Origin of the sequence: Nonomuraea sp. NPDC049695 (assembly GCF_040674955.1) — a bacterium.
GTDB lineage: Bacteria > Actinomycetota > Actinomycetes > Streptosporangiales > Streptosporangiaceae > Nonomuraea > Nonomuraea helvata.
Window position 1 is genome coordinate 1 of the sequence record NZ_JBFANV010000094.1, and the last position, 22569, is coordinate 22569.

General features: G+C 69.2%; 22 protein-coding genes. 9 read left to right on the forward strand and 13 right to left on the reverse strand.

Annotated elements, in window-relative coordinates; translation table 11 throughout:
- Positions 1 to 371: 371 nt before the first annotated feature.
- The 4 genes from AB0J64_RS46740 to AB0J64_RS46755 all read right to left on the reverse strand — a co-directional run bounded on the left by AB0J64_RS46740 (position 372) and on the right by AB0J64_RS46755 (position 4436).
- The gene (locus tag AB0J64_RS46740; RefSeq protein ID WP_364042590.1) at positions 372 to 1802 is read right to left on the reverse strand and encodes an MFS transporter; all 1431 of its coding nucleotides are present in this window, start codon (positions 1800 to 1802) and stop codon (positions 372 to 374) included.
- Between the two features lie 420 nt (positions 1803 to 2222).
- A complete protein-coding gene (locus tag AB0J64_RS46745) occupies positions 2223 to 3458 on the reverse strand; it encodes a DUF6596 domain-containing protein (protein ID WP_364042592.1) in 1236 nt (411 codons plus the stop codon).
- A complete protein-coding gene (locus tag AB0J64_RS46750; RefSeq protein ID WP_214317872.1) occupies positions 3455 to 3778 on the reverse strand; it encodes a YciI family protein in 324 nt (107 codons plus the stop codon). Before AB0J64_RS46750 ends, AB0J64_RS46745 begins: the two co-directional genes overlap by 4 nt.
- A 52-nt stretch (positions 3779 to 3830) precedes the next feature.
- Complete coding sequence (locus tag AB0J64_RS46755) at positions 3831 to 4436, reverse strand: dihydrofolate reductase family protein (protein ID WP_364042594.1); 606 nt, start codon at positions 4434 to 4436, stop codon at positions 3831 to 3833.
- A gap of 423 nt (positions 4437 to 4859) precedes the next feature.
- On the opposite strand from AB0J64_RS46755, the gene AB0J64_RS46760 reads away from it, so the two are divergent.
- A complete protein-coding gene (locus AB0J64_RS46760) occupies positions 4860 to 5633 on the forward strand; it encodes a helix-turn-helix domain-containing protein (RefSeq protein WP_364042596.1) in 774 nt (257 codons plus the stop codon).
- Between the two features lie 276 nt (positions 5634 to 5909).
- On the opposite strand, the gene AB0J64_RS46765 is transcribed toward AB0J64_RS46760, so the two are convergent.
- On the reverse strand, positions 5910 to 6845 hold the full coding sequence (locus AB0J64_RS46765; protein ID WP_364042598.1) for a cellulose-binding domain-containing protein: 936 nt from the start codon (positions 6843 to 6845) through the stop codon (positions 5910 to 5912).
- A 382-nt stretch (positions 6846 to 7227) separates the two neighbouring features.
- Here AB0J64_RS46765 and AB0J64_RS46770 point away from each other — a divergent pair, with 382 nt between their 5' ends.
- Together AB0J64_RS46770 and AB0J64_RS46775 are read left to right on the forward strand one after the other, a co-directional pair.
- The gene (locus AB0J64_RS46770) at positions 7228 to 8193 is read left to right on the forward strand and encodes a PaaX family transcriptional regulator C-terminal domain-containing protein (RefSeq protein ID WP_364042600.1); all 966 of its coding nucleotides are present in this window, start codon (positions 7228 to 7230) and stop codon (positions 8191 to 8193) included.
- A gap of 22 nt (positions 8194 to 8215) precedes the next feature.
- Positions 8216 to 8437 (forward strand): hypothetical protein, encoded by a 222-nt coding sequence (locus AB0J64_RS46775; protein WP_364042602.1) that lies wholly within the window; start codon positions 8216 to 8218, stop codon positions 8435 to 8437.
- A 35-nt stretch (positions 8438 to 8472) separates the two neighbouring features.
- Here the strand turns inward: AB0J64_RS46775 and AB0J64_RS46780 are convergent, their stop codons facing one another.
- The 3 genes from AB0J64_RS46780 to AB0J64_RS46790 form a co-directional block, all read right to left on the reverse strand.
- Positions 8473 to 9000 (reverse strand): gamma carbonic anhydrase family protein, encoded by a 528-nt coding sequence (locus tag AB0J64_RS46780; RefSeq protein ID WP_364042604.1) that lies wholly within the window; start codon positions 8998 to 9000, stop codon positions 8473 to 8475.
- Between the two features lie 303 nt (positions 9001 to 9303).
- The gene (locus AB0J64_RS46785) at positions 9304 to 9501 is read right to left on the reverse strand and encodes a hypothetical protein (RefSeq protein ID WP_364042606.1); all 198 of its coding nucleotides are present in this window, start codon (positions 9499 to 9501) and stop codon (positions 9304 to 9306) included.
- Positions 9502 to 9550: 49 nt separating this feature from the next.
- Positions 9551 to 9931 carry a helix-turn-helix domain-containing protein gene (locus AB0J64_RS46790; RefSeq protein ID WP_347600675.1) on the reverse strand — a complete coding sequence of 127 codons (381 nt, stop codon included), beginning with the start codon at positions 9929 to 9931 and terminating at the stop codon, positions 9551 to 9553.
- Between the two features lie 127 nt (positions 9932 to 10058).
- Between AB0J64_RS46790 and AB0J64_RS46795 the strand changes: the two genes are divergently transcribed.
- Positions 10059 to 10463, forward strand: a complete 405-nt coding sequence (locus AB0J64_RS46795) for a RidA family protein (protein ID WP_364042608.1) — start codon at positions 10059 to 10061, stop codon at positions 10461 to 10463.
- Positions 10464 to 10740: 277 nt separating this feature from the next.
- On the opposite strand, the gene AB0J64_RS46800 is transcribed toward AB0J64_RS46795, so the two are convergent.
- Positions 10741 to 11448, reverse strand: coding sequence for an SDR family oxidoreductase (locus tag AB0J64_RS46800; protein ID WP_364042610.1), 708 nt, complete (start codon positions 11446 to 11448; stop codon positions 10741 to 10743).
- A 58-nt stretch (positions 11449 to 11506) separates the two neighbouring features.
- Here AB0J64_RS46800 and AB0J64_RS46805 point away from each other — a divergent pair, with 58 nt between their 5' ends.
- Positions 11507 to 11914 carry a MerR family transcriptional regulator gene (locus AB0J64_RS46805; protein ID WP_364042612.1) on the forward strand — a complete coding sequence of 136 codons (408 nt, stop codon included), beginning with the start codon at positions 11507 to 11509 and terminating at the stop codon, positions 11912 to 11914.
- Positions 11915 to 12271: 357 nt separating this feature from the next.
- On the forward strand, positions 12272 to 13576 hold the full coding sequence (locus tag AB0J64_RS46810) for a hypothetical protein (protein WP_364042614.1): 1305 nt from the start codon (positions 12272 to 12274) through the stop codon (positions 13574 to 13576).
- A gap of 157 nt (positions 13577 to 13733) precedes the next feature.
- Here the strand turns inward: AB0J64_RS46810 and AB0J64_RS46815 are convergent, their stop codons facing one another.
- Positions 13734 to 14324 carry a TIGR03086 family metal-binding protein gene (locus AB0J64_RS46815; RefSeq protein WP_364042616.1) on the reverse strand — a complete coding sequence of 197 codons (591 nt, stop codon included), beginning with the start codon at positions 14322 to 14324 and terminating at the stop codon, positions 13734 to 13736.
- A 52-nt stretch (positions 14325 to 14376) separates the two neighbouring features.
- On the opposite strand from AB0J64_RS46815, the gene AB0J64_RS46820 reads away from it, so the two are divergent.
- Positions 14377 to 14865, forward strand: a complete 489-nt coding sequence (locus AB0J64_RS46820) for a MarR family winged helix-turn-helix transcriptional regulator (RefSeq protein ID WP_364042618.1) — start codon at positions 14377 to 14379, stop codon at positions 14863 to 14865.
- 185 nt (positions 14866 to 15050) lie between these two features.
- Here AB0J64_RS46820 and AB0J64_RS46825 read toward each other — a convergent pair whose 3' ends face one another.
- Positions 15051 to 17015 carry an endo-1,3-alpha-glucanase family glycosylhydrolase gene (locus AB0J64_RS46825; RefSeq protein WP_364042620.1) on the reverse strand — a complete coding sequence of 655 codons (1965 nt, stop codon included), beginning with the start codon at positions 17013 to 17015 and terminating at the stop codon, positions 15051 to 15053.
- 144 nt (positions 17016 to 17159) lie between these two features.
- Positions 17160 to 17879, reverse strand: a complete 720-nt coding sequence (locus AB0J64_RS46830) for a carbonic anhydrase (RefSeq protein WP_364042622.1) — start codon at positions 17877 to 17879, stop codon at positions 17160 to 17162.
- 163 nt (positions 17880 to 18042) lie between these two features.
- On the opposite strand from AB0J64_RS46830, the gene AB0J64_RS46835 reads away from it, so the two are divergent.
- The gene (locus AB0J64_RS46835; RefSeq protein WP_364042623.1) at positions 18043 to 19440 is read left to right on the forward strand and encodes an MFS transporter; all 1398 of its coding nucleotides are present in this window, start codon (positions 18043 to 18045) and stop codon (positions 19438 to 19440) included.
- A gap of 84 nt (positions 19441 to 19524) precedes the next feature.
- Here the strand turns inward: AB0J64_RS46835 and AB0J64_RS46840 are convergent, their stop codons facing one another.
- Positions 19525 to 21825: a LuxR C-terminal-related transcriptional regulator gene (locus AB0J64_RS46840; protein ID WP_364042624.1), complete on the reverse strand. Its 2301-nt coding sequence runs from the start codon at positions 21823 to 21825 to the stop codon at positions 19525 to 19527.
- A 154-nt stretch (positions 21826 to 21979) separates the two neighbouring features.
- On the opposite strand from AB0J64_RS46840, the gene AB0J64_RS46845 reads away from it, so the two are divergent.
- A complete protein-coding gene (locus tag AB0J64_RS46845) occupies positions 21980 to 22462 on the forward strand; it encodes a nuclear transport factor 2 family protein (RefSeq protein ID WP_364042625.1) in 483 nt (160 codons plus the stop codon).
- The last annotated feature ends 107 nt before the right edge of the window (positions 22463 to 22569 follow it).

The following is a 22569-nucleotide window of genomic DNA, read 5'->3' on the forward strand; positions in this document are numbered from 1 at the left end:
AGCAGCCTTTGAGAGTTCCGGACGCTTCCCGAGGCCAGATCGGGGCGGCGGACAGGCCTTGACGGATCTTGTCCGCTAGTGTGATCGGGCGGAGAAGTCCTCTCGATCACATCACAGCCACCTCCGTGACGGGCGCAGTGGCCGTCCAGCTCGATGCGGATCAGTCGGGCTGAAGCAGCCGGCCCAACAATTGGTCGGTGTCGCGCCGCTCGGCTGGATCTCCGACCCGTACGACGATCTTCGGCCACGCCCGCTCGGCGGCGGGCTGTTCCCGAACACCTGCCGCCGCGCGCGGGGTTTAGTCCGGGATCCGGCTGATCGCTTTGCGGTTGGCGGTGGTGGTCACCCACGTGGCGAGGATGGCCGGTTGCTCACTGCTGGGGTTCTGACGGTGCCTTGCGGGGCATCAGGGCGACGACCGGGAGGCTGAGGGCGGTGACGGCCAGAACGACGATGAGACTGATTTTCATGGCGTGACCCAGTCCGGAGGTTGCGGCCTGGAAGAAGATCGAGGTGACCGCGGCCGAGCCGATCGCTGATGCGAGTTGCTGGATCGAGCTGAACGACCCGCTGGCGCTGCCGGCTTCGTCCGGTTTCGCGTCGCCGAGAGCGACGACGGGGATCGTGGCGAAGCTGAGGCCGATGCCGACGCCGATGACGAAGAACGCCGGGGCCAGCGCCCAGAGGCTGACGTTCGTCCCGGAGTAAGTGACGAGGGCCAGGACCCAACCGCAACCGACGAGGTCGACGGTGAGGCCGATGAAGACGAGGGTGCGACCGAGCTTGGCGACCAGGCCACCCATGGCGGCGAACCCGGCGGCGACGAGCCCCAGGGTGAGCGGCACCAGACCGAGCGAGGTGTCCCTCGGGCTGACGTGCAGCCCCTCCTGCAGGAACAGGGACAGCACGAAGAGCAGGCCGGTGCCGGCGGCGACGGCGACCAGGCACACGAGCAATCCGGAGGTGAAACCCCGGTTCTTCAAGAGCGAGGGCATGATGAGCGGGTGGGTCGCGGTGCGCTGGCGGTAGGCGAAGGCAGCGAAGAACAGGACGCCGACGACGATCGAGACGATCGGGATGACGCCCCAGCCGTTGGTCGAGCCCTCGATCAGGCCGTACAGCAGCCCGAGCATGGTTACCCCAAGCAGGCCGGAGGCCCAGCCGTCGACGACGGTGGACCGGTCGGCGTCGTCGTCACACGGCAGGATCTTGACGGCAATGATCAGCCCGACAACGCCAAGGATGATGTTGATGAGGAAGATCGGGCGCCAGGCCAGACCGAACACGTCGGCGCTGATGAGGAAACCGGCCAGGACCGGGCCGCCGACACTGGAGAGACTGAGAACCGGGCCGAACAGCCCGAACGCCTTGGCGAGCATGTCGCGGTCGAATGCTTTCGTCATGATCGCCATGCCTTGCGGGATGAGTAGCGCCCCGAACGCTCCCTGAGCAACCCGGGCGGCGATGAGCAGGATCGGGTCAGGTGAGAACCCGGCGATTGCCGAGGCCAGGGTGAACCCGCCCATGCCGATCAGGAAAAGCCGGCGTTGGCCGAACTTGTCACCCAGCCGTCCGCCGACCACGAGCAGCACTCCCATGGCGAGCATGTACGCCGGCCCCAACCATTTGATCAGGCTCTCACCGCCGTTGAGCTCGCTGGCGATGGTGGGGGCGGCGATGTTCGTGACGGTCGCATCGATCACGTCGAGGGCGTCGGCTAGTAGCACCAACCCCAGGATCGCCCACATCTGGCGGCTGGAGTGGCGTGGGGTGACGGTGTCCGGCTCCGTCAAGGTAGTCATGAGGAATGTCCTTATCGGTTCCGTCGGGGCGCCCCTCCTGGGCGGCCTCCCACCCCCACTACGAACACCCTCGGCCCGATCCGACACCGCCCACCAAAATTTCGTCGAGATCTTCCGGCGTGTGTGTCGTCAGCGAACCGGCCACGGTGATGTGGAGGCACCCACGCACGCTTCTCAGCCGCGTGTGACAGCTGGAGATGCCGCGGCGCTCTCCGGATCGCCCACGTCAGGCCCGGTATGACGATCGCCGCTGCCAGTACATGACCACCTGAGAGCAGGAGCCTGGCCGATGTAGTCGTGTGGCTCGGAGCAGGCGGGAGCGCGGGCCAGACCGTGGTCAGCGCGAGTGCGACCCCGGACGAAGGTCTGTTCCGCGTCGCCTTTCATCGCCGTGTCAAGCGCGCTCTTCAAACGCGGGCGCTACTGCAGTTGGTCGCGGCGGCGGGTGAGGGAGACGGTCTCGCCGGTGTTGCCGGCCAGCTCGATGGCCCGGTCGTAGGCCGCGCGTGACTGCTGACGTTGGCCCAGCCGGCGCAGCAGGTCGGCGCGGGTGGCGTGGTAGGCGTGATAGCCGTCCAACCCCTCGGCGAGGCGGTCAACGATGGCCAGCGCCACCTCCGGCCCGTCGAGCTCGGCCACGGCGATGGCCCGGTTGAGGGCGATGATCGGCGAGGGGTCGAGGCGGACGAGCTGGTCGTAGAGGGCGAGGACCTGCGACCAGTCGGTGCCGCGCATGTCGCGGGCGGAGGTGTGCACGGCGTTGATCGCGGCGAGGATCTGGTAGCGACCCGGAGCCGCCCCGGCAGCGGCAGCGGCCAGGCGCTCGCGCACCAGCCGATGACCTTCGGCGATCAGTGCCGCGTCCCAGGCGCCGCGGTCCTGCTCGTCGAGCGCGACCAGTTCGCCGCCGGCCGAGACCCGGGCGGGGCGGCGGGCCTCGATGAGCAGCATCAGCGCCAGCAGGCCGGCCACTTCTCCGTCCTGCGGCAGGAGCGCGCGGATCAGGCGGGTGAGCCGGATCGCCTCGGTGGTCAGGTCGTGTCGTACGGGATCGGTGTCGGGGCCGGTGGCCAGGTAGCCCTCGTTGAAGACGAGGTAGAGGACGGCGAGGACGCCGGAGACGCGCGCCGGCAGATCGTCGGCGGACGGCATCCGATAGGGGATGCGCGCCGCCTTGATCTTGGCCTTCGCGCGGGTGATGCGCTGCTCCATGGTGGTCCCCTGCACCAGGAAGGCACGGGCGATCTCGGGCACGGTCAGACCGCCGACCATGCGCAGCGTCAGTGCCACGCGGGCCTCCATCGCCAGCGCCGGGTGACAGCAGGTGAAGATCAGCCGGAGCCGGTCGTCGTCGATGGCGCCCAGCGGCTCGGGTGGGGTGTTGTCGTGCAGCATCTGAGCCTCCTTGTGCTTGTCGTCGCGTTTGTTCTCGCGCCGGATCCGGTCGATGGCCTTGCGGTTGGCGGTGGTGGTCAGCCACGCGCCCGGGTTGGGGGGCAGGCCGTCGGCCCGCCACCGTTCCACGGCGGTCGCGAACGCCTCGGCCGCTGCCTCCTCGGCGATGCCGAGGTCACCGAAGCGCCTGGTCAGCCCGGCCACCACCCGCGCCCACTCGTCGTGGTGGGCCCGGATGATCGCCTCCTCGACGTCGCTCACAGGAACGGCCGCACCTCGATCTTCCGATCGCAGACCTTCGACGCCTCGGCGGCGAGCTTGAGCGCCACATCCAGATCGGGGGCCTCCCACACCCAGACGCCGGCGAGGTACTCCTTCGACTCCACGAAAGGCCCGTCGCTGAACACCGCCTGCTCGCCCCGGTTGTCGATGACCGTGGCCGCGTCGGTGTCCGCGAGTCCGCCCGCGAAAACCCAGTAGCCCTCGGCGATCAGTCGTTCGTTGAACGCGCTGATGGCGGGCTGTCTGTCCGTGCTGCCGGGATTGCTCTTGTCATCGATCACGGAAACCAGGTACCGCATTTGAAGATCATCTCCTGTGGTGTCAAGACAGCGTGGTTCGATGGTAGGGACTTCAGGCCGTCGCATACCGCGGGCGCCCGGCCGGCCGGTAGACCTGGATCGTCACGCCCTTCGAGTCGACCCGCGACTCGACCAGGTCGAGCGCACGATCCGGACCGGTCTCCGCGAACAGTCTCGCGCCCTGGCCGAGGATCACCGGGATCACGATCAGAATCATCTCGTCGACCAGATCGTTCTCCAGCAGCCACTGGGTCAGGATGCCACTGCCGTGCACCTGCAGCTCACCCCCGGGCTTGGCCTTCAGCTCACCGATGGCCGCCGCGAGGTCACCGCGGAGAACGGTCGTGCCCTCCCAGCGCGGCGCGGTGAGCGTGGTCGAGGCAACGTACTTGGGGGCCTTGTTCAAGGCCACGCCGATGGGATGTGCCTGGTCGATTGATCCCCAGGAGCCGGCGAACAACTCGTAGGTGCGCCGGCCGAACAGGAACGCCTCGGCGCGCTGGTAGGTCTGCGTGATGAACGTCCTGGTCTCGTCGTCACCCGCCCCCCGGGCCCATCCCCCGCGCTCGAATCCGTTCCTGCGGTCCTCATCCGACGCACCGCCGTTTCCCTGCGTCACTCCATCGATGGTGACCTGAGTCACAGTCGTCAGCTTCATGATCGCGGTTCCTTTGCCTTGGCGCCGCCCCTTGCGGGTGGCCTCACCCCTGCTACGAACACCACCGCCCCGATCCGACACCCCCTCCCGGACTTCTTTGAAGAATTTTCCGGGACGCCGGTCGTCATCGATCCGACAGCACGACAGTGTCGCGGCGACCGGCCTCCACCTCCTCAAGCGCGCCCAGTGCGGACAAGCTCGTGGACCAGGTCGATCGCGAAGATCTGACCAGTGGTGGAGGGCGTCGAACGTTGATGAGTTCGGTGGCGTGGGCGTGGCGGAGTGGGGTGAGCAACAGTTCCTGAGCTGAGTTCGCTGGAGCTCTCCTGACGTCCCCTCGCCTGGCCTGCGAGCTGGTGATCAAGCGGCCAGCTCGACGTGCGAGAGCAAGCTCAATCGTTCCCGCGCGCCCACCAGCGCAACTTGCCGGTTTCCGTCGCCGCCCGCGCGGTGACCCGGTTCGTCCTGGACCGCACCCAGCCCTGGCAGCGCGAGGATCCGCACGCCCAGATCGACGCCGCCTTCACCCTGCTCGCCCACGGCTGGCCCGCACCCGAACGGCAGGCGCCGCCGCATCGCCCGCCGCAGGCCGCGTCCGCGTCCACGGCCCGCCCGCCGGGGCTACGCGAACGCAAGAAGGCCGCCACCCGGCAGGCCATCACCGATGCCGCGCTGGAGCTGTTCACCGCCCGCGGCTACGACCAGGTCGGCGTCCGCGAGATCGCGGAGACGGCCGGCACCTCGATCGCGACCCTGTTCGCCTACTTCCCCGACGGCAAAGCCAGCCTGGTCTTCCCCGCCGACCGCAGCGAGCACATCGCCGCCCTGGTCGACGCCGTCCACCTCCGCTCCCCCGGTCAGAGCGTCCTTCGAGCACTCCACGACCACATGGCCGGCCGCGGCCCGTTCGAGCCCGATCCCGCCCCTGATCAGCAACGCGCGCTCGATCTCATCCGGGCCACCCCGCAACTGCGCGACTTCGCGCTGCACTCCTGGACCGTGGCCCAGGAGCCGCTCACCGCGGCCATCACCCGCGAGGCCGCGCTTCCGGCCGACGACCTCGCCGCCCGGCTCCTGGCCCGCCACGTCCTGCAGATCCCCGACCTGGCCAACACCATCAGCGCCGACGCCCGCCACACCCTGGACGTCGTCACCGCTCTCCTCGAACGCGGCTGGCCCGCCTGCCTCACCGAGTAGCCACCCGCGGGCACAGGCCGGGCGATCAGGCGTCCTGACCCGCGCCACCGCCCAGCGGCAGACGCTTGGCGACGTCCAGCCGTACCTCGCCGTAGGGCTGGACGTGCTGCCAGAACAGCGGAGTCAGCCCGGGTCCACGATCTCCACGGTTGCGTGCGCAGGCTGACCCGAGGGTCTAGGTGAGCATTCACGTACGTGTGGAATGGGTGCTGTTGCCCGAGAGGTTGCCAGGTGGCCGGCGGTCACCGCGGGTCCCGCAGGCCGCAACCCGGGACACTAGCCCCAGAACGCCTGGGCCTGCCTGCCGAGCGACTGCTGGCCTGCGGTGTTGGCGTGGCAGCCGTCGGCGACCTCGTTGCTCCTGAGATGGAACGACCCCGGGTAGGTCACGTTCTGCGTCGTGTCGGCGGCCGCCTGCCTGGCAAGACTGTCGGTCAACTGTGGGCCGTTGGGGCCCGCCAGGAAACACGTCTGGCCGGGATCGTAGAGCGGCTGACCGGTGATGAGAATCTCGGCGCCGGAGGCGGCGTGCAGGCGGGCGTTGGCGATGAGCCGCTTCACCTCGTCATAGGTCGCCCCGTTGGTGAACACGCAGATCTGCACCCACACGGCTGTCGGTCTGCCGAACCTGCTCACCTGCTGGTCGAACTTCTGCCACGCGCTGGAATTCGGATCGGTCCACGACTGAACGACCAAGCCGCCCGTCCCGTACGGACCCCACATGCGTCTGCCTCCGACCGCCACATACCCCTGGGCGACGTTCTCCGCCATCGAGCAGCCGATGAAGCCCATCGAGTTCGCCGGCTGAGGGCCGGTCGGGGTGACCGTCGGCGTCGGCTCGCCCGTGCCGCCGGTGCACGTGACGCCGTTGAGCGCGAAGGTGGACGGTACCGGGTTACTGCTGTTGTTCCACGAGCCGTTGAATCCCAAGCTCGTGTTGCCGTCGGTCGCGAGGTTGCCGTTCCACGCGGCATTGCGAGCGGTCACCTGCGAACCGCTCTGCGAAACCGTGGCGCCCCATGCCTGAGTCACTTGCTGACCGGCGCCGAACGACCAGGTCAGGGTCCAGCCGGAGACTGGATCACCCAGGTTCGTCAGGCTCACATCGGCGGTGAAACCTCCCGTCCACTGGGAGGCCACCGCGTAAGTGACCCGGCAACCGGTCGCGGCGTGCGCGGCCGGCAGCACCCCGCTGACGGCGGTGATCGCCACTACCGAAACGACGGCTGCGACGAAGGGACGTAACCGGGACAGGTGCATCACTTCTCCCTCGACTGCGTACTTCCGTGGTGGGTTTGCGGTCACAGATCGACGTCCACAGCGACCGTCCTGCCGAGCCGTGGCCCAGCGCGAGCGCGGTCTTCTGGTCGAACGGGCGCTGTTGTCCGGCGGTTCGCGGCCCTGGGGGCAGCGGCGAGCCCGTCCTTCATCGAGGCCATCGCTGCCTCCATCGACGACTGTCGTCGCCGAGGACCGTAAGACAGTTGCACGACGGCGGTCAACGTCTCTGTCAAACGTCCGCGAGTTCCGGCTGGTAGGGGCCCCGTCGCGGAGGCGTGTCCGTGAAAGTTCCACGGTCCCACTTGGTGATCGAGTGGCCCGCCACCGCACTACAATCCGCGCATGCGCTCTGACCACGCCCGCAGCTGCACAGCCGGTCGCCGGCACCGGCATGTCTGAGTCTCGAGATGAAACGACGGCGGAAGGCCCGTTCGACAACGCCTCCGAGGAAAGATTCCTGCTGTCCCGCCGGTACGCCGCGGGCACGGGTGGCGTCCGGGGCCTGTTGATCACCGTTCTCGGTGATTACGTGCGTCCGTCGGGGCAACCCGCGCCCACCTCGGCCCTCGTCGATGCGCTGGGCCGCCTGGACGTCAAGGAGGAAGCCTGCAGGCAGGCCCTTGCGCGTGCCGCTGCGGACGGCTGGCTCATCCCCGAACGTGCAGGACGGTACACGTGGTGGCATCTCAGCCCGGCGTTCGCGCAGTTCCTCAACCTTGGCGCTGAACGGATCTTCGGCTTCACCGCGACCCAGCCGGAGTGGGACGGCCGGTGGCTGGTGGTGCTGGCCCGAGCCGCGGAGACGAATCGGGCCGGACGCCATCTGATGCGCACGCGACTGCGGTGGGCGGGGTTCGGCAACCCGGCGCCGGGCGTGTGGGTCAGCACGCACACCGACCGGGTCGGCGAGGCCGAGTCCGTGCTGGACGAAGCCGGGGTTCGCGAGGAAGCGCAGGTGTTCCTGTCGGAATACCTCGCCGGCGGTGAAGTCTCCACCCTCGTCCGCCAAGCATGGGACCTTGACGAGGTCGCGCGGCAGTATGAGGAGTTCCTTGCCGAGTTCACGCGGCCGCCTTCGCATGATCCGTTGGTCAGGCACACCCGGCTCGTGCATGCCTGGCGCCGGCTCGCGCTGATCGATCCCGCATTGCCTGCCGAACTGCTGCCTTCAAGGTGGAGCGGCGCTCGGGCCGCGAAGCTCTTTCACCGGCAACATGCGAGGTGGGAGCCGGACGCGACGCGTGAGTGGGAGCGCATCAGCAGGCCGCCGAACCCCTGAGATCAGCGGCAACCGCCCGCACGTGCGCAACGCGATCGATGCCGCGATGGTGGCCGATCTGCACGAGGTGTGCGCCGAGCCGGCCTACGCCTGTGACCTCGCCGGCCGGGTGCTCTCCGCCGCGGAGGCACTGGCGGTCAGGCTGGTGAACGAGGTGGTTCCCGAGGACGAGTTGCCGGCCGCGGCGGACCGGCCGGCCGCCCGCATCGCCAAGAACGCACCGCCGGCGCTGCGCAGCGCATGACGGCTTTCCTGGAGCGGCGCCGCTGACGGGCACGCTCAACGGTCGAGTCTGCGCAGTTCGTGCCGGTAGCGTTTGGCGTTTCGGAGGTACTCGTTCACTCCGTAGTCGATCCATCGGCTCTGGACGTCGTCGTCCATCGGCCGCAGCCGCGCGGGCACGCCGGGGGCCAGGTGACCCGCCGGGACCTCCAGATCTTCGGCGACGAGCGCCTGGGCGCCGATCACCGACCCGGTGCGGACGACGGCGCGGTTCAGGACGACCGAGCCCGAGCCGATGAGGCAGCGGTCCTCAATGGTGCAGCCTTCGAGGTGGGCGTTGTGGCCGACCACGCAGTCGCTGCCGATCACGGTCGGCCACTGCTCGGTGGTGTGCACGACGGTGCCGTCCTGAACGGAGGTACGCTCACCGATCTCGATGCGGCCGAAGTCGGCCCGCAGGACGGCGGCCGGCCAGACCGATGATTCGGCGCCGATGGTCACGCTGCCGATGACGACGGCGTCAGGATGGATGAAGGCGTCCGGGTGGATCCGAGGCTCCTGGTCGCCCAGTGCGTACATGGGCATGGGTCACTCCCCCGCCTTGCTCGCAGGCAGGCCCGCGTACACGTTCCTGGCGTCGCGGCTGGTGGTGTGGCTCCGTCGGCGTTGTACACAAAACCCTCACAGATGCCCAGCCCGAGGCCCAGCAGGATCAGTAGCGCCCCGATCGACGGCTACTTTGCCTTCGCCGTAGCTTCGGGAGTTTCAGGCCGTCGCCTCTGCGTCGGCCGGCTCGGACAGCGTCGTGCGCTGCGGCGGCCTCGAGCACGCAACGACGCGTCGTGGGGAGGCCTCGCGCGGCCGCACGCGACGCAATGCCGGGCGGGGTCATGCGCTGTCGCCGGCGTGCGTGCCGGCGTGCTTGGCCGACAGGCCGGCCGGTCCTGCAGCGGGCCCGCTCCACGAGCTCTGCTCGGGGGCGGCCTTGGCTGCGCTGTAGGCGGCGTGGGCGGCGTGGGCGGCGTCGGCGGCGTCGGCGGCGTCGGCGGCCAGGAACGTCGCATGCCGGGCGCCTGTGTCGGCCACTGCGATGGCCGGCGGAGGGAGATCGCCGGTGCGCGCTCGGCCTGAGCCGTCAGGCGTCGAAGCGCTGGCGGGCGGTCTCGATGTGGCCGAAGTACTGATGGGTCCAGCCGCAGATGAGATCAACCGTCGCGCGCAGGGCCTGGCCCGGCTCGGTGAGGGTGTACTCGACTCGCGGCGGCACAGTGGGATGCACCTTCCGCTCGGCCAGGCCGTTGCGCTCCAGCATGCGCAGGTTCTGGGTGAGCATCTTGTGGCTGATGCCCTCGACCTCGTCGCGCAGCTCGCTGAAGCGGAGGGTGCGCTCACCGAGAGCCTCGATGATGAGCAACGCCCACTTGTTGGCGACGTCCGAGAAGATCTCCCGCGCCAGGGAGTCCGCACGTCTCAGGTCCGCTTCGTCAGCCGTGCCTGCGAACTGCTTGGTCACCATGAGGTTCCCCAGTCTCTAAAAAGTGCGTTCTTCCATGTCAGCGAACACTCTCCTATGGTTTCTGAGTAACCGCAAGAGAGCACGGGCGCCCTCCGGCGCCTCGATCACATAACCATCAGGAGATCTCGTGGCAGTTTCGCTCATCAACCCTGACGGGCATGTCCAAGTCCCGCTCTACCACCACGTCGCGGTGGCGACGGGGAGCAGACAGGTCCACATCGCGGGACAGGTCGCCTGGGACGAGAACGGCGCGCTTGTGGCACCGGGCGACCTCGCCGGGCAGGTCACCCAGGTCTACCGCAACGTCGCCAAAGCGCTGGACGCGGCCGGAGCGACGTTCCACGACGTCGTCCGCTTCACGTGGTACGCCGCAGGCTGGAAGAGAGAGATGTACGACGCCTTCAACGCGGGCATCGAACAGGCGGCCCGCGAGTTCGACATCGCCACGCCGCCGGCCGCGCTGATCGGGGTGGACGTGCTTTTCGAGCCCGGCATCCTCATCGAGGCCGAAGTCACCGCGATCATCGATTGAAGCGGTCACACCAGGTGCGAGTAGTGGGGTATCCGATGCATGTCTGGGTGCAGGCCGCCTACCACGCCCAGATGCTCACCCGGGCGGGCTGGACGAGCCGGCCTCACGGCGCTGAAACGCCTCGTGCTTTCGTCCCGGATGTAACGGGCGAGAGTGGAAATCCAGCCACCCGACCATGATCAGATGCAGCCAGAACCGGCGGCACGAGCCGATCGGTCCCGTCCTGGCCGGTGGCCTGGTTGCCGGGCGCGGTCCACGTACGGGCCCGGCCCGAAGGTCAGGCCGTGAGGGCGGCCGCTGCTTCCCGGTAGATGACGCTCGGGTCCTCGGACAGCCAAGCCTTCACCTGGCGGCTCCAGGCGTCGGCGAGCACCTCTGGCCGGTGCGCCTCGATGCCGTCGAGGGCGGCCGCGACGATCGTCTCGGGGGCGGTCTTGTCGCCGTCGTACCAGGCCATCATGTCGGTGTCCGCGGCGCCCAGGTGCAGGCCTGTCACCAGGGTGCGCTGGTCGGCCAGCTCCAGGCGGACGTTGTTGGTGAGCGCCCATTCGGCGGCCTTGGCCGCGTGGTAGGCGCCCGCGCCGTTGTAGGCGAGCCAGGAGATCGCAGACAGGACATTGAGGATCGCACCGTCGGCCAGCTGGGGCGCGAAGGCGCGGATCACGTTGAGGGTGCCGTAGAAGTGGGTGTCCATCTCGCGGCGGATGGTGTCCAGGTCGCCGGTGATGAGGTTCGCGCCGGTGGAGATGCCCGCATTGTTGATGACGATCTTGACGTCGGGCGCAGCGGCGGCCGCGGCGGCGACCGACACCGGGTCCGTGATGTCCAGGCGCAGCGGGATGACTCCCGGTACGTCGATGAGGTCGGGACGGCGGGCGGTGGCGTACACCTTGCCGGCGCCGCGGTCGAGGAGGGAAAGGACGAATTGCCGGCCCAGGCCCCGGTTGGCGCCGGTGACGAGCACATGTGCTCCGTTGATCTGCATGCGGATAGACTAAAACCTGACGTTGACGTCAGAGGCAAGTGTTGTGAGGGAGGTCACGGTGCGGATCGGCGAGTTGGCGGCGCGCTCGGGCGTCAGCGTGCGGGCCTTGCGTTACTACGAGGAGCAGGGGCTGCTGGAGGCGCACCGGAGCGAGTCCGGGCAGCGTCAGTATCCCGAGTCGGCGGCCGACCGGGTTCAGCTGATCCAGATGCTCTACTCCGCCGGCCTGTCCAGCCGGACGATCGCCGAGCTGCTGCCCTGCGTCGATGCCAAGGTCAGCACCCCAGAATCGCGTGCCCGGCTGGCGGCCGAGCGTGACCGCATCGACGCCCAGATCGCCGCGCTGATCCGTACCCGTGACCGTCTGGACGCGGTCATCGCCTTCGCCGGAAGCCCGGCCAGCGGCTGCGCGTGGATCTCGGACCGAGACGTCGCTGCGCAGGCGAGCCACTCTGCGGCGCCATGATTGCGGTGACCCGATTCGGGCTCGATGCCACGAACGCGCCCTGTTAGCCCTTGCTGACGTACTTGGTCCTCGCGATACCGTCAGCGGCCGGTGGACGGGATCGTTGGGACGGGGCCGGTGGTGGCGAACACCAGCACCGTCGCCCTCGTCTCGCCGCGTCCGGGCCACTTTGCCGGTGCCGCGTCCGACGTCGAGCACGCGAGCCGCCTTGCCCGCCGTGAGTTCGTCGATCAACTCGTCCGGGGACTCCGGGCGGTACCGGTCGTACGGTTCGGCCACCGAGCCGAAGGATGTGGTTCCGATGTGGCAGTTGTTCGCGCGCTGGCTCGATCGTGGCGGTCGGAGTAATTTCCCATCATGGTCAAATTACGTTACCCCGGATGGGCAGGCGTCCTTCCGCGCAAGGCCGTTCGCTTATCCGTCGCCGGAGTGATTGCTGTCGGGTCTCCGATCGGACTCGGCTCGTCATTCGCGAACGCGTCGACATCGAATACGCCGCCCAATGCCGTCATCACCTGGGACATAAATGCCCAGACGGCGATATGGGATATTGCCGGTCAGCAACCGCAGGTCCAGGCGCGCAGCTTCGCGATGGTCCACGGAGCCGTTTACGACGCCGTAAACGCGATCGCCGGCACTCCCTATCAGCCGTACCTGATCGCGCCTCCTGCCGATGGGACCGAGTCGACGGACGCGGCCGTCGCGACCGCGGGCTTCCTGGTGCTGAACGCTCTGTTCCCAGACCAGCAAGCGAGGCTGAGGACGCAGTACGACGAGGCGCTGGCCGCGATTCCCGGCGGTACCGCCAAGCAGCGCGGAATCACCGTGGGCACTCAGGCGGCCGCTGCGATGAACGCCGCACGGCAGAACGACGGAGCGTTCGGAAACCAGACCTGGATCGTGGGCACCCAGCCCGGTCAGTGGCGGCCGGCGCCACCCGCATTCGCCTCCGACGGAGCCTGGGTCGGTGACCTCAAACCGTTCCTTGTCCGCAACGCCTCCATGTTCCGCACGTCCGGCCCGCCGTCGCTCACCAGTCACCGGTACGCCCGGGACTTCAACGAGATCAAGACCATCGGCTCGGCGACCAGCACGGTCAGGACGTCCGACCAGACGCAGGCCGCGATCTGGTGGCACGACCGGCACCTGGCCGAATGGGAGATCAAGCGCCAGCTGGCGACGAAGCGGCAACTGAACACGTTGCAGACGGCGCGAATGTTCGCGATGGTCGACCTGGCCGAAGCCGACGCCACGATCGCCTGCTACAACGAGAAGGCAGCGTGGCACTTCTGGCGGCCGGTCACCGCGATCCGCCTGGCCGACACCGACGGCAATCCGCGAACGGCGGCCGATCCCGACTGGACGCCATTGCTCGTCACACCACCGCACCCCGACTACACGTCCGGACATACCTGCTTCACAGCGGCGAGCATGTCGGCGTTGGCGTATTTCTTCGGCCGCGACGACATCCCCTTCAGGGGGTACAGCGCCGCCTCGGGCACCACCAGATATTTTCGCAGTTTCTCGCAGGCGCTCGCCGAGGTCATCGAAGCCCGCATCTGGGGCGGAATCCATACCCGAACGGCCGACGTCGAAGGCGCGAAGATCGGCAAAAAGGTCACGGCTTACATGGTCGCGCACTACTTCAAATCCAAGGAGTAATGACCTCGGCACCCGCGCGTCGCCGTGAAACCTCGCCCCAGAGCCGTGCACGCGACGACGGCCGGCAGGCCCGGAAGGCGGCGCCGGAGGCGCCTTGCGTCGAGCCCGCCGCGTCGACTCTGTGATCGGCCATCCCCACCGAGCAGGCCGGTGATTTTCACCTGGGCCAGCTCGGTGAGCGGCCCAGGATGGCCACGATCTCGTCCAGAGGCGACCCGCCCGGCCACGGGAACGCCGGAGCGAAGGCCGCACCGGGCGCCAGGCGCGCCTCGCCGCCGGGTACGGCTCTCGCCACCGCGAGGGCGGCGTCCAGCAGGTCCGGCGGGAACTCGACCTCGGCGCCCAGTGCCTTGGCGAGATCCCAGGAATGGACCACGTAGTCGATGAAGTGAAAGCTGATCGCCTGCGCAGCGGGGAAGGGACTCCCGCTTGCGAACTCGGGCAGCGGGAACCTGCGCTCCAGCACGCCGTCGGCGGCGAAGGCCGTCATGACATGTTCGGCTGAGGCGCGATAGCTCGCCACAGGGTCGCTGCCGAGAGAGCGCAGCTTCCACTGGGCGAGATCGCCGTCCCCCCTGGATGCCGCGGCGAAGCCATAGTGCTGCGTGGCCATGTGCGCGAGCAGGCCGTACACGGTCCATCCGAGACAGGGCGTCGGACGGGACAGGTCCGCGGGCTGCACTCCAGCCGCCAGCTCGACGCTGGTGCGGACGGCCTGCGCGTCGAGCGCGACAACATTCATAAGCATTCACATATGATGTGCATACGCTTATTATCTGTCAAATGGGTATCTTGGACTCGTGACGGGCCGCCGCGACCTCGCCGAGATGATGCATCCTCTCTTGCAGTCGCTCATCGCAGCGGAACTACCGGTGCTGGCGGCGTATGGCGTCTCCATGTGGGGCTACACCGTGCTCGGCGCCCTGGACGACGGTTCGGTACGCACCCAGGCCGCCCTGGCCGAAGCGATCGGCGCCGACAAGACCCGCATCATCGGCACCCTTGACCAACTGCAGACAGCCGGACTGATCACTCGCGAACCAGACCCTCACGACCGCCGCGTGAGAATCCTCGCGATCACCGACGAGGGCCGCGAAGTGCGGAGATCTGTGCGGGCCGAGATCCAGGCCAACGAGGAGCGCCTGCTCGCACGCCTGCCCGAGGCCGACCGCCACGGCTTCCTCCGCGCCCTGCAGGCGCTCTACCAGCTACCACGCGAGCAGATCACCGAGAAGTCTCCGCTTGACCGGCGGCCCGCTCGCCGATCGAACACGGCTCACGACCGCTGACCTTCCGCCACCACCCCGATGGACGAGTTCTACAGCCTGGTCAATAGCCGGATCACCGCCGTCAACGCCGAGCCTCCGCCCGCCGATGAGTACGCGGCCCTACCGCGTGCTGACGTGGGAGCGACACCTTCGCCGTCGCCCGGCCTGATCCCCGAGGTGCCGGCCCGGGGATCAGGCGCGCAGCGTCAGCGTTCGCTGGAGGCCGCGCGGTAGTGCAGGTCCTGCACCTGCGGAGTCGCGGTGATCGCGTGCGGCGAGACCACCTTCGCCACCACGGCCGAGCTCCTGGTGACCGTCGCGGACGCGGCGCCCGCCTTCAGCGGGAACGTCTTGGCGGACACCCCCGCGGGCGCGTCGTAGGTCTGTGTCGTGCCGCCGATCGTGACGGACACCTTGCCCGCCGCGGTCAGCATGGTGAGCACCTCGACGGTGTCGCGGGCCGCGGTACTGCCGGCGCGCAGCTTCATGAGCTTGGTCTGCGCGTACGCCGGGTCGGCCGCGACCGGCTGGATCCTGTGGGTCAGGTACGCCGTGTCGTTGGTGATCTTCGGGCAGCCCAGCTTGTAGCAGGTCAGGTAGTAGGCGTTGATGTCCAGATAGGTCCAGCCGGCGTTCCTGGAGGGGGCGAACTGGGTGTTCTCCGAGTAGTCGTTCCAGGTGGTGAGCTGCACCCACTCCGCCTTGCCGTCGATGGCCCCCTTCCAGGTGGCCCGCAGGTTCTCGGTGTTGCCCGCCTCGTCGAACACGCCCTGGTTGGGCCGCTCGTCCTGGACCGACACCGGCTGCATCCAGATCTTGCCCAGGCCATGGGCGCGGTCGATGTTCGCCGTCAGGCCGGCGTTGGCCGCGGGGTTGCGGTTGCCCCAGTTCGAGAAGCCGTAGCTGATCGGGGCGAAGGCGTCGCGGTACCTGGTGAAGTCGACGAACGTGGGCACCAGGGCGACCTTGATGCCGTGCTGCGTCTCCATGGTCTTCATCCAGTCCGACCACCAAGCGGCGGTGCGGGCCTCGGCCTTGAAGGGCGCGACGACGAGGCGGTTGTCGGCGAGCCGGTAGACCGACTTCGACGCGGCGAGCTTGGCCATGGCGGTGGCGAAGGCGGCGCTGTCGGTCGAGGCCAGACCGTTCATGTCCGGCATGAGCACGATCTTGAAGCCGGCGTCCACCGCCTCGGCCGCCTTGATGAGGTTCTGCACCCGCGTCCACTGCGCGCTGGTCACGGAGAGGATGTCGACGGTGAAGCCGTCCAGGCCCGCGGCAATCGCCTGCCGCACCTCGGTCTTGAGATCGGCCAGCGCGTAGTCGCCCGCGATCGGGTCACGTCCCAGCGGCCGATCGCGGAGCAACCCGCCGTAGGCGGCGTGCTTGCCGCTCTCGCCGTCCGGCTTGAGGTAGTTCCTGGCGTAGTAGTCGCCGGCCGGAGCCTGATTGTCGAGGGAGATCGGAAAGGGGGTGAAGTAGTGCGCGAACACCTTCTTGGCCGAGGACCGCAGCGCCGTCGTACCCGCCAGGGTGAAGGGCAGCGGCCCGTCGGTCTGCTCACCTCCGGTTCCCCCGGTGCCTTCGGTGTAGGTGACCGTGAGTTTCGGTCCCCGGTTCCCGCTCTCGCGCGAGGACATCAGGACGGTCGTGGTGGCATCGGTCCCGGTGAGAGCGAACGCGTACGTGCCATCAGCTTTGACGGCCGACGAGACGTCCAGCTTGGCCGTCTGGCCGGTGGTGAAGCCGGTGTGCGAGCCGATGACCGGCGCGCTCAGCGCCGGACGGGTGTTCCAGGTGGTGGCGGCCTCCGTCCAGGCGCCCGTCACCGGGCGGACGGAGACGGTGGTGTCCGTCGTTCTGGCCGAGACCACGTCCAGCGTGACCTTCACGTCCTCGGCGTCCTGCGGGATGCCGGTGACCTTGAACCGGGTCAGGGCGACGCGCTGCCCCGCGGTGGCACTGCCGCACGCGGTGCCGCAGACGCTCACCCAGGTCGCGGTCGCGAAGCTCTTGGCCGGCTCGGCCTGGCTGACGAACACGTCCTCCGCTGCGGCGAACGTCAGGCTGACGGGGGCGACGGCGGACGCCTGCGCCGGTGTGACCGCGGCGGTCGCCAGCGTGGCGATGCTCGCCACGACCGCCCATAAGGTCCGATATCGGTTGGCCATGAAATTCCCTTGGTTCACGGTACGGCTCCGCCTTGGCGGAGCCGGCTTGCACGATCAAATATGGATCAAGGTCAAGGGCCCGATTCACGCTTTCGGGCCTGGGCGATGCAGGTCACCGTCCATGAAGTCAGCCGTACATGTAAGTCAGAGGAGGCGGGTGACTTCGCCGGTGTCGATCGAGTAGTACGCGCCGATGATCTTGAGCTTGCCCTTGGCAATGCGAGGAGCGAAGAGCTTGTCCTTCTTGAGCTGGTTCACCACGTCGACGGTGTTGATGCGGATCATCTTGTCGACGTCTCCGCCCGAACGCGTGTATGCCGAATGCAGCGAGGAAGCGATCGTGTTCAGCTGGCCGGGCAGCTTCTTGTGCTCGTGCAGCGATTCGGCGGCGGCCGTGACGGCTCCGCAGCGCTGATGGCCGAGCACGACGACGAGCGGGGTGCCGAGCTCGGCTGGGCCGTACTCGGCGGCGCCTGTCACCAGCGGGTCAATGGTCTGCCCGGCAGTCCGTACCACGAACAGGTCGCCCAGCCCGGCGTCGAAGACTAACTCGGGCGAGACCCGCGAGTCGATGCACGAGAACACGACCGCGAACGGGTTCTGCTTCTGCGCCACTTCCCTGCGGCGATCGGCGTCCTGGTGCGGGTGGGTGGCGGTGCCGTCCACCCAGCGGCGGTTGCCCTCGCGCAGGGTCGCCCACGCCTGGTCCGGGCCGGCGGGACGCTGGTCCGGCGTGGTCCCGTTCGACGGCTGAGCGGTGCGCGCGAATACGGCTGTGCCCGCGGACGTCGCACCGGCCAGGAGGCCTCCGGCGACGATGCCGGTGCGTAGGAGCGCCCGCCGGTTGATCATGTGATTTGGCATGACACAGGAGTATGCGCCGCCTCGTGCCGACGCGCCAGATCCGTAGCCGGTCCGAAGGGATCCATAAGGCCGCCGCTCCAGGGTGAGGAGAGCAACCGTTCACCGCGCTGCGGTGTTCTTGCCGACGTTCTTCCCCCAACCTCCCCCGGTCACTGGAGCCCTCATGACTACCCGCCGCTGGGCGGCCCTGCCCGTGCTGCTGGTCGCGGTGTTCGTGACCACGCTGGACTTCTTCGTCGCGAACCTGGCCGTCCCGTCCATCCGTGCCGATCTACGGGCGGGCGACGCCTCGGTGCAGTTCGTGATCGCCGGATACGGGCTGACGTACGCGGCCGGGCTGATCGCCTCCGGGCGACTCGGCGACCTGTATGGGCATCGGCGGGTGTTCCGTGCCGGGCTGGCGCTGTTCACGCTGGCGTCGGCGGGGTGCGGCCTCGCGAGCGGAGCGGCCTGGCTGGTGGTCGCCAGGCTCGTACAGGGCGGCGCGGCGGCGCTGCTCGCGCCGCAGGTCCTCACGCTGCTCGGAGAGCTTTACCGGGGCGCCGACCGGGCCACGGCCTTCCGCTGGTACGGCACGGCCGTCGGCCTGGCCGGGGTGAGCGGCCAGGTGATCGGCGGTGCGCTGGTGGCCGCCGACCCGCTCGCGCTGGGCTGGCGGGCCTGCTTCCTGGTGAACGTGCCCATCGGCGCGGCGGCACTGGCCATGACGGGACGCCTGATCCCCCCGCCCTCGCCGTCACCGATCCGGCCGGCCGGGCTCGACGTGGGCGGGGCCGTGCTCGTGGCCGCCGGGTTGGTGGCGGTCGTGCTGCCGCTGATCGAGGGCCGCGAACAAGGCTGGCCGACGTGGGCCTGGTGGTGCCTGGCCGCCTCTGGCCCGATCCTGGTCACGTTCGTCCGCCGGCAGCGGCGACTGGCGGGCTCGGGGCGGACCCCGCTGCTCGACCTCGACGTGTTCACGGACCGGGCGTTCGCCTTGGGCCTGGTCGCCGTGGCGCTGCTCTTCGGCACCTCGGCCGGCTTGTCGTTCGTGCTCGCCCTCTACCTGCAGGACGGCCTCGGCCTCGGCCCGCTCGCCGCCGGAGCCGTGTGCACCGCGCTCAACGCGGGCTTCTTCGTCGCCTCGCTCCGCCCAGGACGCATCGGCGCTCCTGTGCTGCTGCTCGGGCTGTGCCTCCTGTACGACGTGGTGGCGCGTGCGGCGCCGCCGTACCAGGTGGCCATGGCCCTCCTCGTGGTCGGGGCCGGGATGGGGCTGCTCATGTCGCCGCTGCTCTCCTCAGTGCTGTCCGCCGTACGCCCCGAGCGGGCGGGAGCCGCGGCCGGGATGCTCGGGACCGTTCAGGAGACCGGGGGTGTGCTCGGCGCAACGATCACCGGCACCGTCTTCTTCGGCGCACTGGACGGTGGCGACTGGCGGACCGCGACTCTGGCCGGGCTGTCCGTGCTGGTCGCGAGCGCGTCAGGCGTGCTGGCCTTTGCCGCGCTGCGCCCGCGCGCCCGTACCCCGGTGGCGGCGAGGGTACGTGCGCAGCAGGGTCGCCACTGTGGGGACGGGTGATTCTGCGGGACGTTCGATGAGAGGCAGCCCCGCCAGTTCCTCGAGTGCCTTGCTCATGGTGGCGCCGGTCTCGTCACGCGGCCGTCACCGGTGGCTGCTGACCCAGGCCGCGATCTGAACCCTGGACGTGAAGCCCAGCTTGGTCAGGATGCTCTCGACGTGACCTTCGGCGGTGCGCTGGGCGATGACCAGCTTCGCGGCGATGTCCTTGTTGCTCAGCCCCTCGGCGACGAGGGCGGCGACCTCTCGCTGTCTGGGGGTGAGCATGGCCGCCTCACCGGGCTCCGCTTCCTGGCGGGGTGCGGGGGGCCGCTCCTTGATGTCCAGCGCGTGGTCGACGGCCTGCTCGGTGGTGAGCTCGCTGCCGCGCTGGAACGCGGCGGAGTAGCCGGAATGGCCCAGGGACATGCGCAGCTGCGTCTCGCACAGGTTGTGGAAGTCGGCGAACGGCCGAAGCGCCGGCAGCGAGGTGCCCATCGCCTGCCACACCATGCCGGCGGCGCCGAACAGCTCGGCCGCGCGCTCGTCCCGGCCGTCGGCCGCTTCGACCCAGGCCAGCACTTCGAGGCAGGTGGCGACGCCCCACCGGTCGTCCAGCGACCGCATGATCTTCAGGCCGTCCCTGACCAGGGCGGAAGCCCGGTCCTGCTCGCCCCTGAACCACCGTGCGAGGCCGACGACCCACAGCGCGTTGGACTTCGACAGGTACGCGCTCCGGGCCTCGCACATCGCCAGGCACTCGGCGGCGAGCGCGTTCGCGCGGTCATCGTCCCCAGCGCTGGAGTAGGCGATGACCAGGTGGAACAGGGTCATCCACACGCCGTCCTGGTCGCCGTTGGCCGCGTGGCGGTCCCGCGCCTCGAGCAGGAGCCCGATCGCTTCGGCCGTGTCGCCCCGGAGATAGGCGGTCAGCCCGGAGAAGTGCGCGACGAACGCGAGGGCGACCCGGTCGTCGAGCCGCCGCGCCAGCTCGCGGCACTCGTCCAGCAGCGGCGGGGCCGCGTTCAGATCGGCCTGCCTGAGGGCGAACCAGGCGTCCACCCACAGCGCCTTGGCCCGGGCGGCGGTGGGCTGCCCGTCCAGCTCCAACGCCCGCTCCAGCCAGTGGCGGCCCTCGCCGAAGGAGCCGGCGAAGAACACCCAGTAGTTCCACAACGCCGCCACGATCTCCAGGGCGTGCCGCGCCTCGCCGGGCTCGCGGAGGCAGAAGTCCAGCGCGGCCCGCAGGTTGGCGTGGTCGTGCCGCAACCGGGCGATCCACTCCGCCTGGCGCGGGCCGAACCAGTCGGCCTCCGCCCGCTTGGCCAGGTCGCGGAAGTGGTCGCGGTGCCGGCGGCGCGAAGCCATCTCCTCCCCTGACTCGGCCAGGACGTTCTGGCCGTACTGGCGGATGATCTCCAGCAGCCGGTACCGGTAGTGCGCGACGTGCTCACCGCGTACCAGGATCGACTTGTCCAGCAGGGACGCCACCAGGTCGAAGATCTGCTCCTGCGGCAGGCCGTCGCCCGCGCACACGTGTTCGGCGGCCTCCAGGTCGAACTCGCCGGAGAAGACCGACAGCCGGGCCCACAGGGTCCGCTCCTGCGGGGTGCACAGGTCGTAGCTCCAGTCGATCGCCGTACGCATCGTCTGGTGCCGGGGCACCGAGGTGCGGTACGCCGGGGTATGGGTGTCGAGCCGGTCGAGGATCTGCGTCACCGACAGCGCCTGCAGCCGGGCCGCGGCCAGCTCGATGGCCAGCGGGATGCCCTCCAGACGCCGGCAGAGCGTGGTCACGGCATCCGCGTTGGCCTCCGTCACCGTGAAGCCGTGCAGCACGGCCGCGCCCCGCTCGGCGAACAGTCTCACCGCATCGGACTGCGTCAGGGTCGCCGGCGGCTGGCCCGGCTCCGGGACGGCCAGCGGAGGCACGGCCAGCACGTACTCACCTTCGACGCCCAGGATCTCCCGGCTGGTCGCCAGGATCCGCAATCTGGGGGCGGCGCCCAGCAGCTTGCCGGCGAGCATGGCGGCCGCGTACGTCAGGTGCTCGCAGCCGTCGAGCACCAGCAGCAACTGCTTGTCCTCCAGGAACTCCACCAGGCCCGACAGCGGGCGCTGGAGTGACTCGTCGCGCAGGCCCAAGGCGTCGGCCACGGCCCGCGGGAGCAGCTCTCCGTCCTGGAGCGGGGCCAGATCGACCAGCCACACGCCGTCGCGGAAGGCCCGCCGGGCCTCGGCCGCCACGCGCAACGCCAGCCGCGTCTTGCCCACCCCGCCGAGGCCGGTCAATGTCAGCAGGCGTGTGTCGGCCAGCAGCCGCCTGGCCTGTGACAGCTCCTGGCGGCGTCCGACAACCCCTGACAGCTCGACGGGCAGGTTACCGGCGGGCCGTTCTCGCGTCACCACTGCCATGGTTAACAGTAGGTTTCACCCGCGAACCAGGTCAAACGTTTCCCCAGCTCAACTGGGGGTGCCCGGCCGCAGCGTCGCGAAAACTGACTCCGACGTTCCCGGGATCCGCGATGACATGCCTCACGCCGGGTCCTACAGTCGGATCATGCAGCCGGCCATCACCCCCGATGTCATTGATCACGACGCCGCCGCCGCGTTCGTCGAGAAGTTCCAGGACGGCTGGCGGACGCCCGATCTGCGCAAGCACGAGGCACTGTGGAGCGACCAGATCGTTCTCACGCAGCCGCTGCTGGGCACGCTGCGAGGACGCGACGAGTGCCGCGCGGCGTTCGCCCGGCTCTTCGAGCTCGTCCCGGACATCCACGCGACCGTCCACCGCTGGAGCGCCGGCGACGACGCGATCTTCATCGAGTTCACCCTCAGCGGCACATTCGGCGGCCGCGAACTTGCCTGGACGGCGGTCGATCGCTTCACGCTCGTCAACGGGCTGATCGCCGAACGGATCTCCTACTTCGACTCGGCGCCGCTCGCCCTGGCGATGGCCGGGCGGCCGCGCGGCTGGCGGCGACTGCTGGGCACGCGCTTCGTCCCCCGCTTCGAGCGCTACGTCCAGGACTCCGACGCCTGAGCGAGGATCCCCTCTCTCCTCGAGGATCCGGCGCGGGCAGCAGCGCGCCATCGTCCCGAGCGCGCGTCGTAGAGATCCACTCGGTCCGTCACCGCCGCAGCGCCTGC

Bases quoted from the DNA above. Each gene is read 5' to 3' on its own strand.
- AB0J64_RS46740 (WP_364042590.1), bottom strand. From the start codon at position 1,802: ATGACTACCTTGACGGAGCCGGACACCGTCACCCCACGCCACTCCAGC.
- AB0J64_RS46750 (WP_214317872.1), bottom strand. From the start codon at position 3,778: ATGCGGTACCTGGTTTCCGTGATCGATGACAAGAGCAATCCCGGCAGC.
- AB0J64_RS46755 (WP_364042594.1), bottom strand. From the start codon at position 4,436: ATGAAGCTGACGACTGTGACTCAGGTCACCATCGATGGAGTGACGCAG.
- AB0J64_RS46780 (WP_364042604.1), bottom strand. From the start codon at position 9,000: ATGCCCATGTACGCACTGGGCGACCAGGAGCCTCGGATCCACCCGGAC.
- AB0J64_RS46790 (WP_347600675.1), bottom strand. From the start codon at position 9,931: ATGGTGACCAAGCAGTTCGCAGGCACGGCTGACGAAGCGGACCTGAGA.
- AB0J64_RS46800 (WP_364042610.1), bottom strand. From the start codon at position 11,448: ATGCAGATCAACGGAGCACATGTGCTCGTCACCGGCGCCAACCGGGGC.
- AB0J64_RS46810 (WP_364042614.1), top strand. From the start codon at position 12,272: ATGGTCAAATTACGTTACCCCGGATGGGCAGGCGTCCTTCCGCGCAAG.
- AB0J64_RS46815 (WP_364042616.1), bottom strand. From the start codon at position 14,324: ATGCTTATGAATGTTGTCGCGCTCGACGCGCAGGCCGTCCGCACCAGC.
- AB0J64_RS46825 (WP_364042620.1), bottom strand. From the start codon at position 17,015: ATGGCCAACCGATATCGGACCTTATGGGCGGTCGTGGCGAGCATCGCC.
- AB0J64_RS46830 (WP_364042622.1), bottom strand. From the start codon at position 17,879: ATGCCAAATCACATGATCAACCGGCGGGCGCTCCTACGCACCGGCATC.
- AB0J64_RS46835 (WP_364042623.1), top strand. From the start codon at position 18,043: ATGACTACCCGCCGCTGGGCGGCCCTGCCCGTGCTGCTGGTCGCGGTG.
- AB0J64_RS46845 (WP_364042625.1), top strand. From the start codon at position 21,980: ATGCAGCCGGCCATCACCCCCGATGTCATTGATCACGACGCCGCCGCC.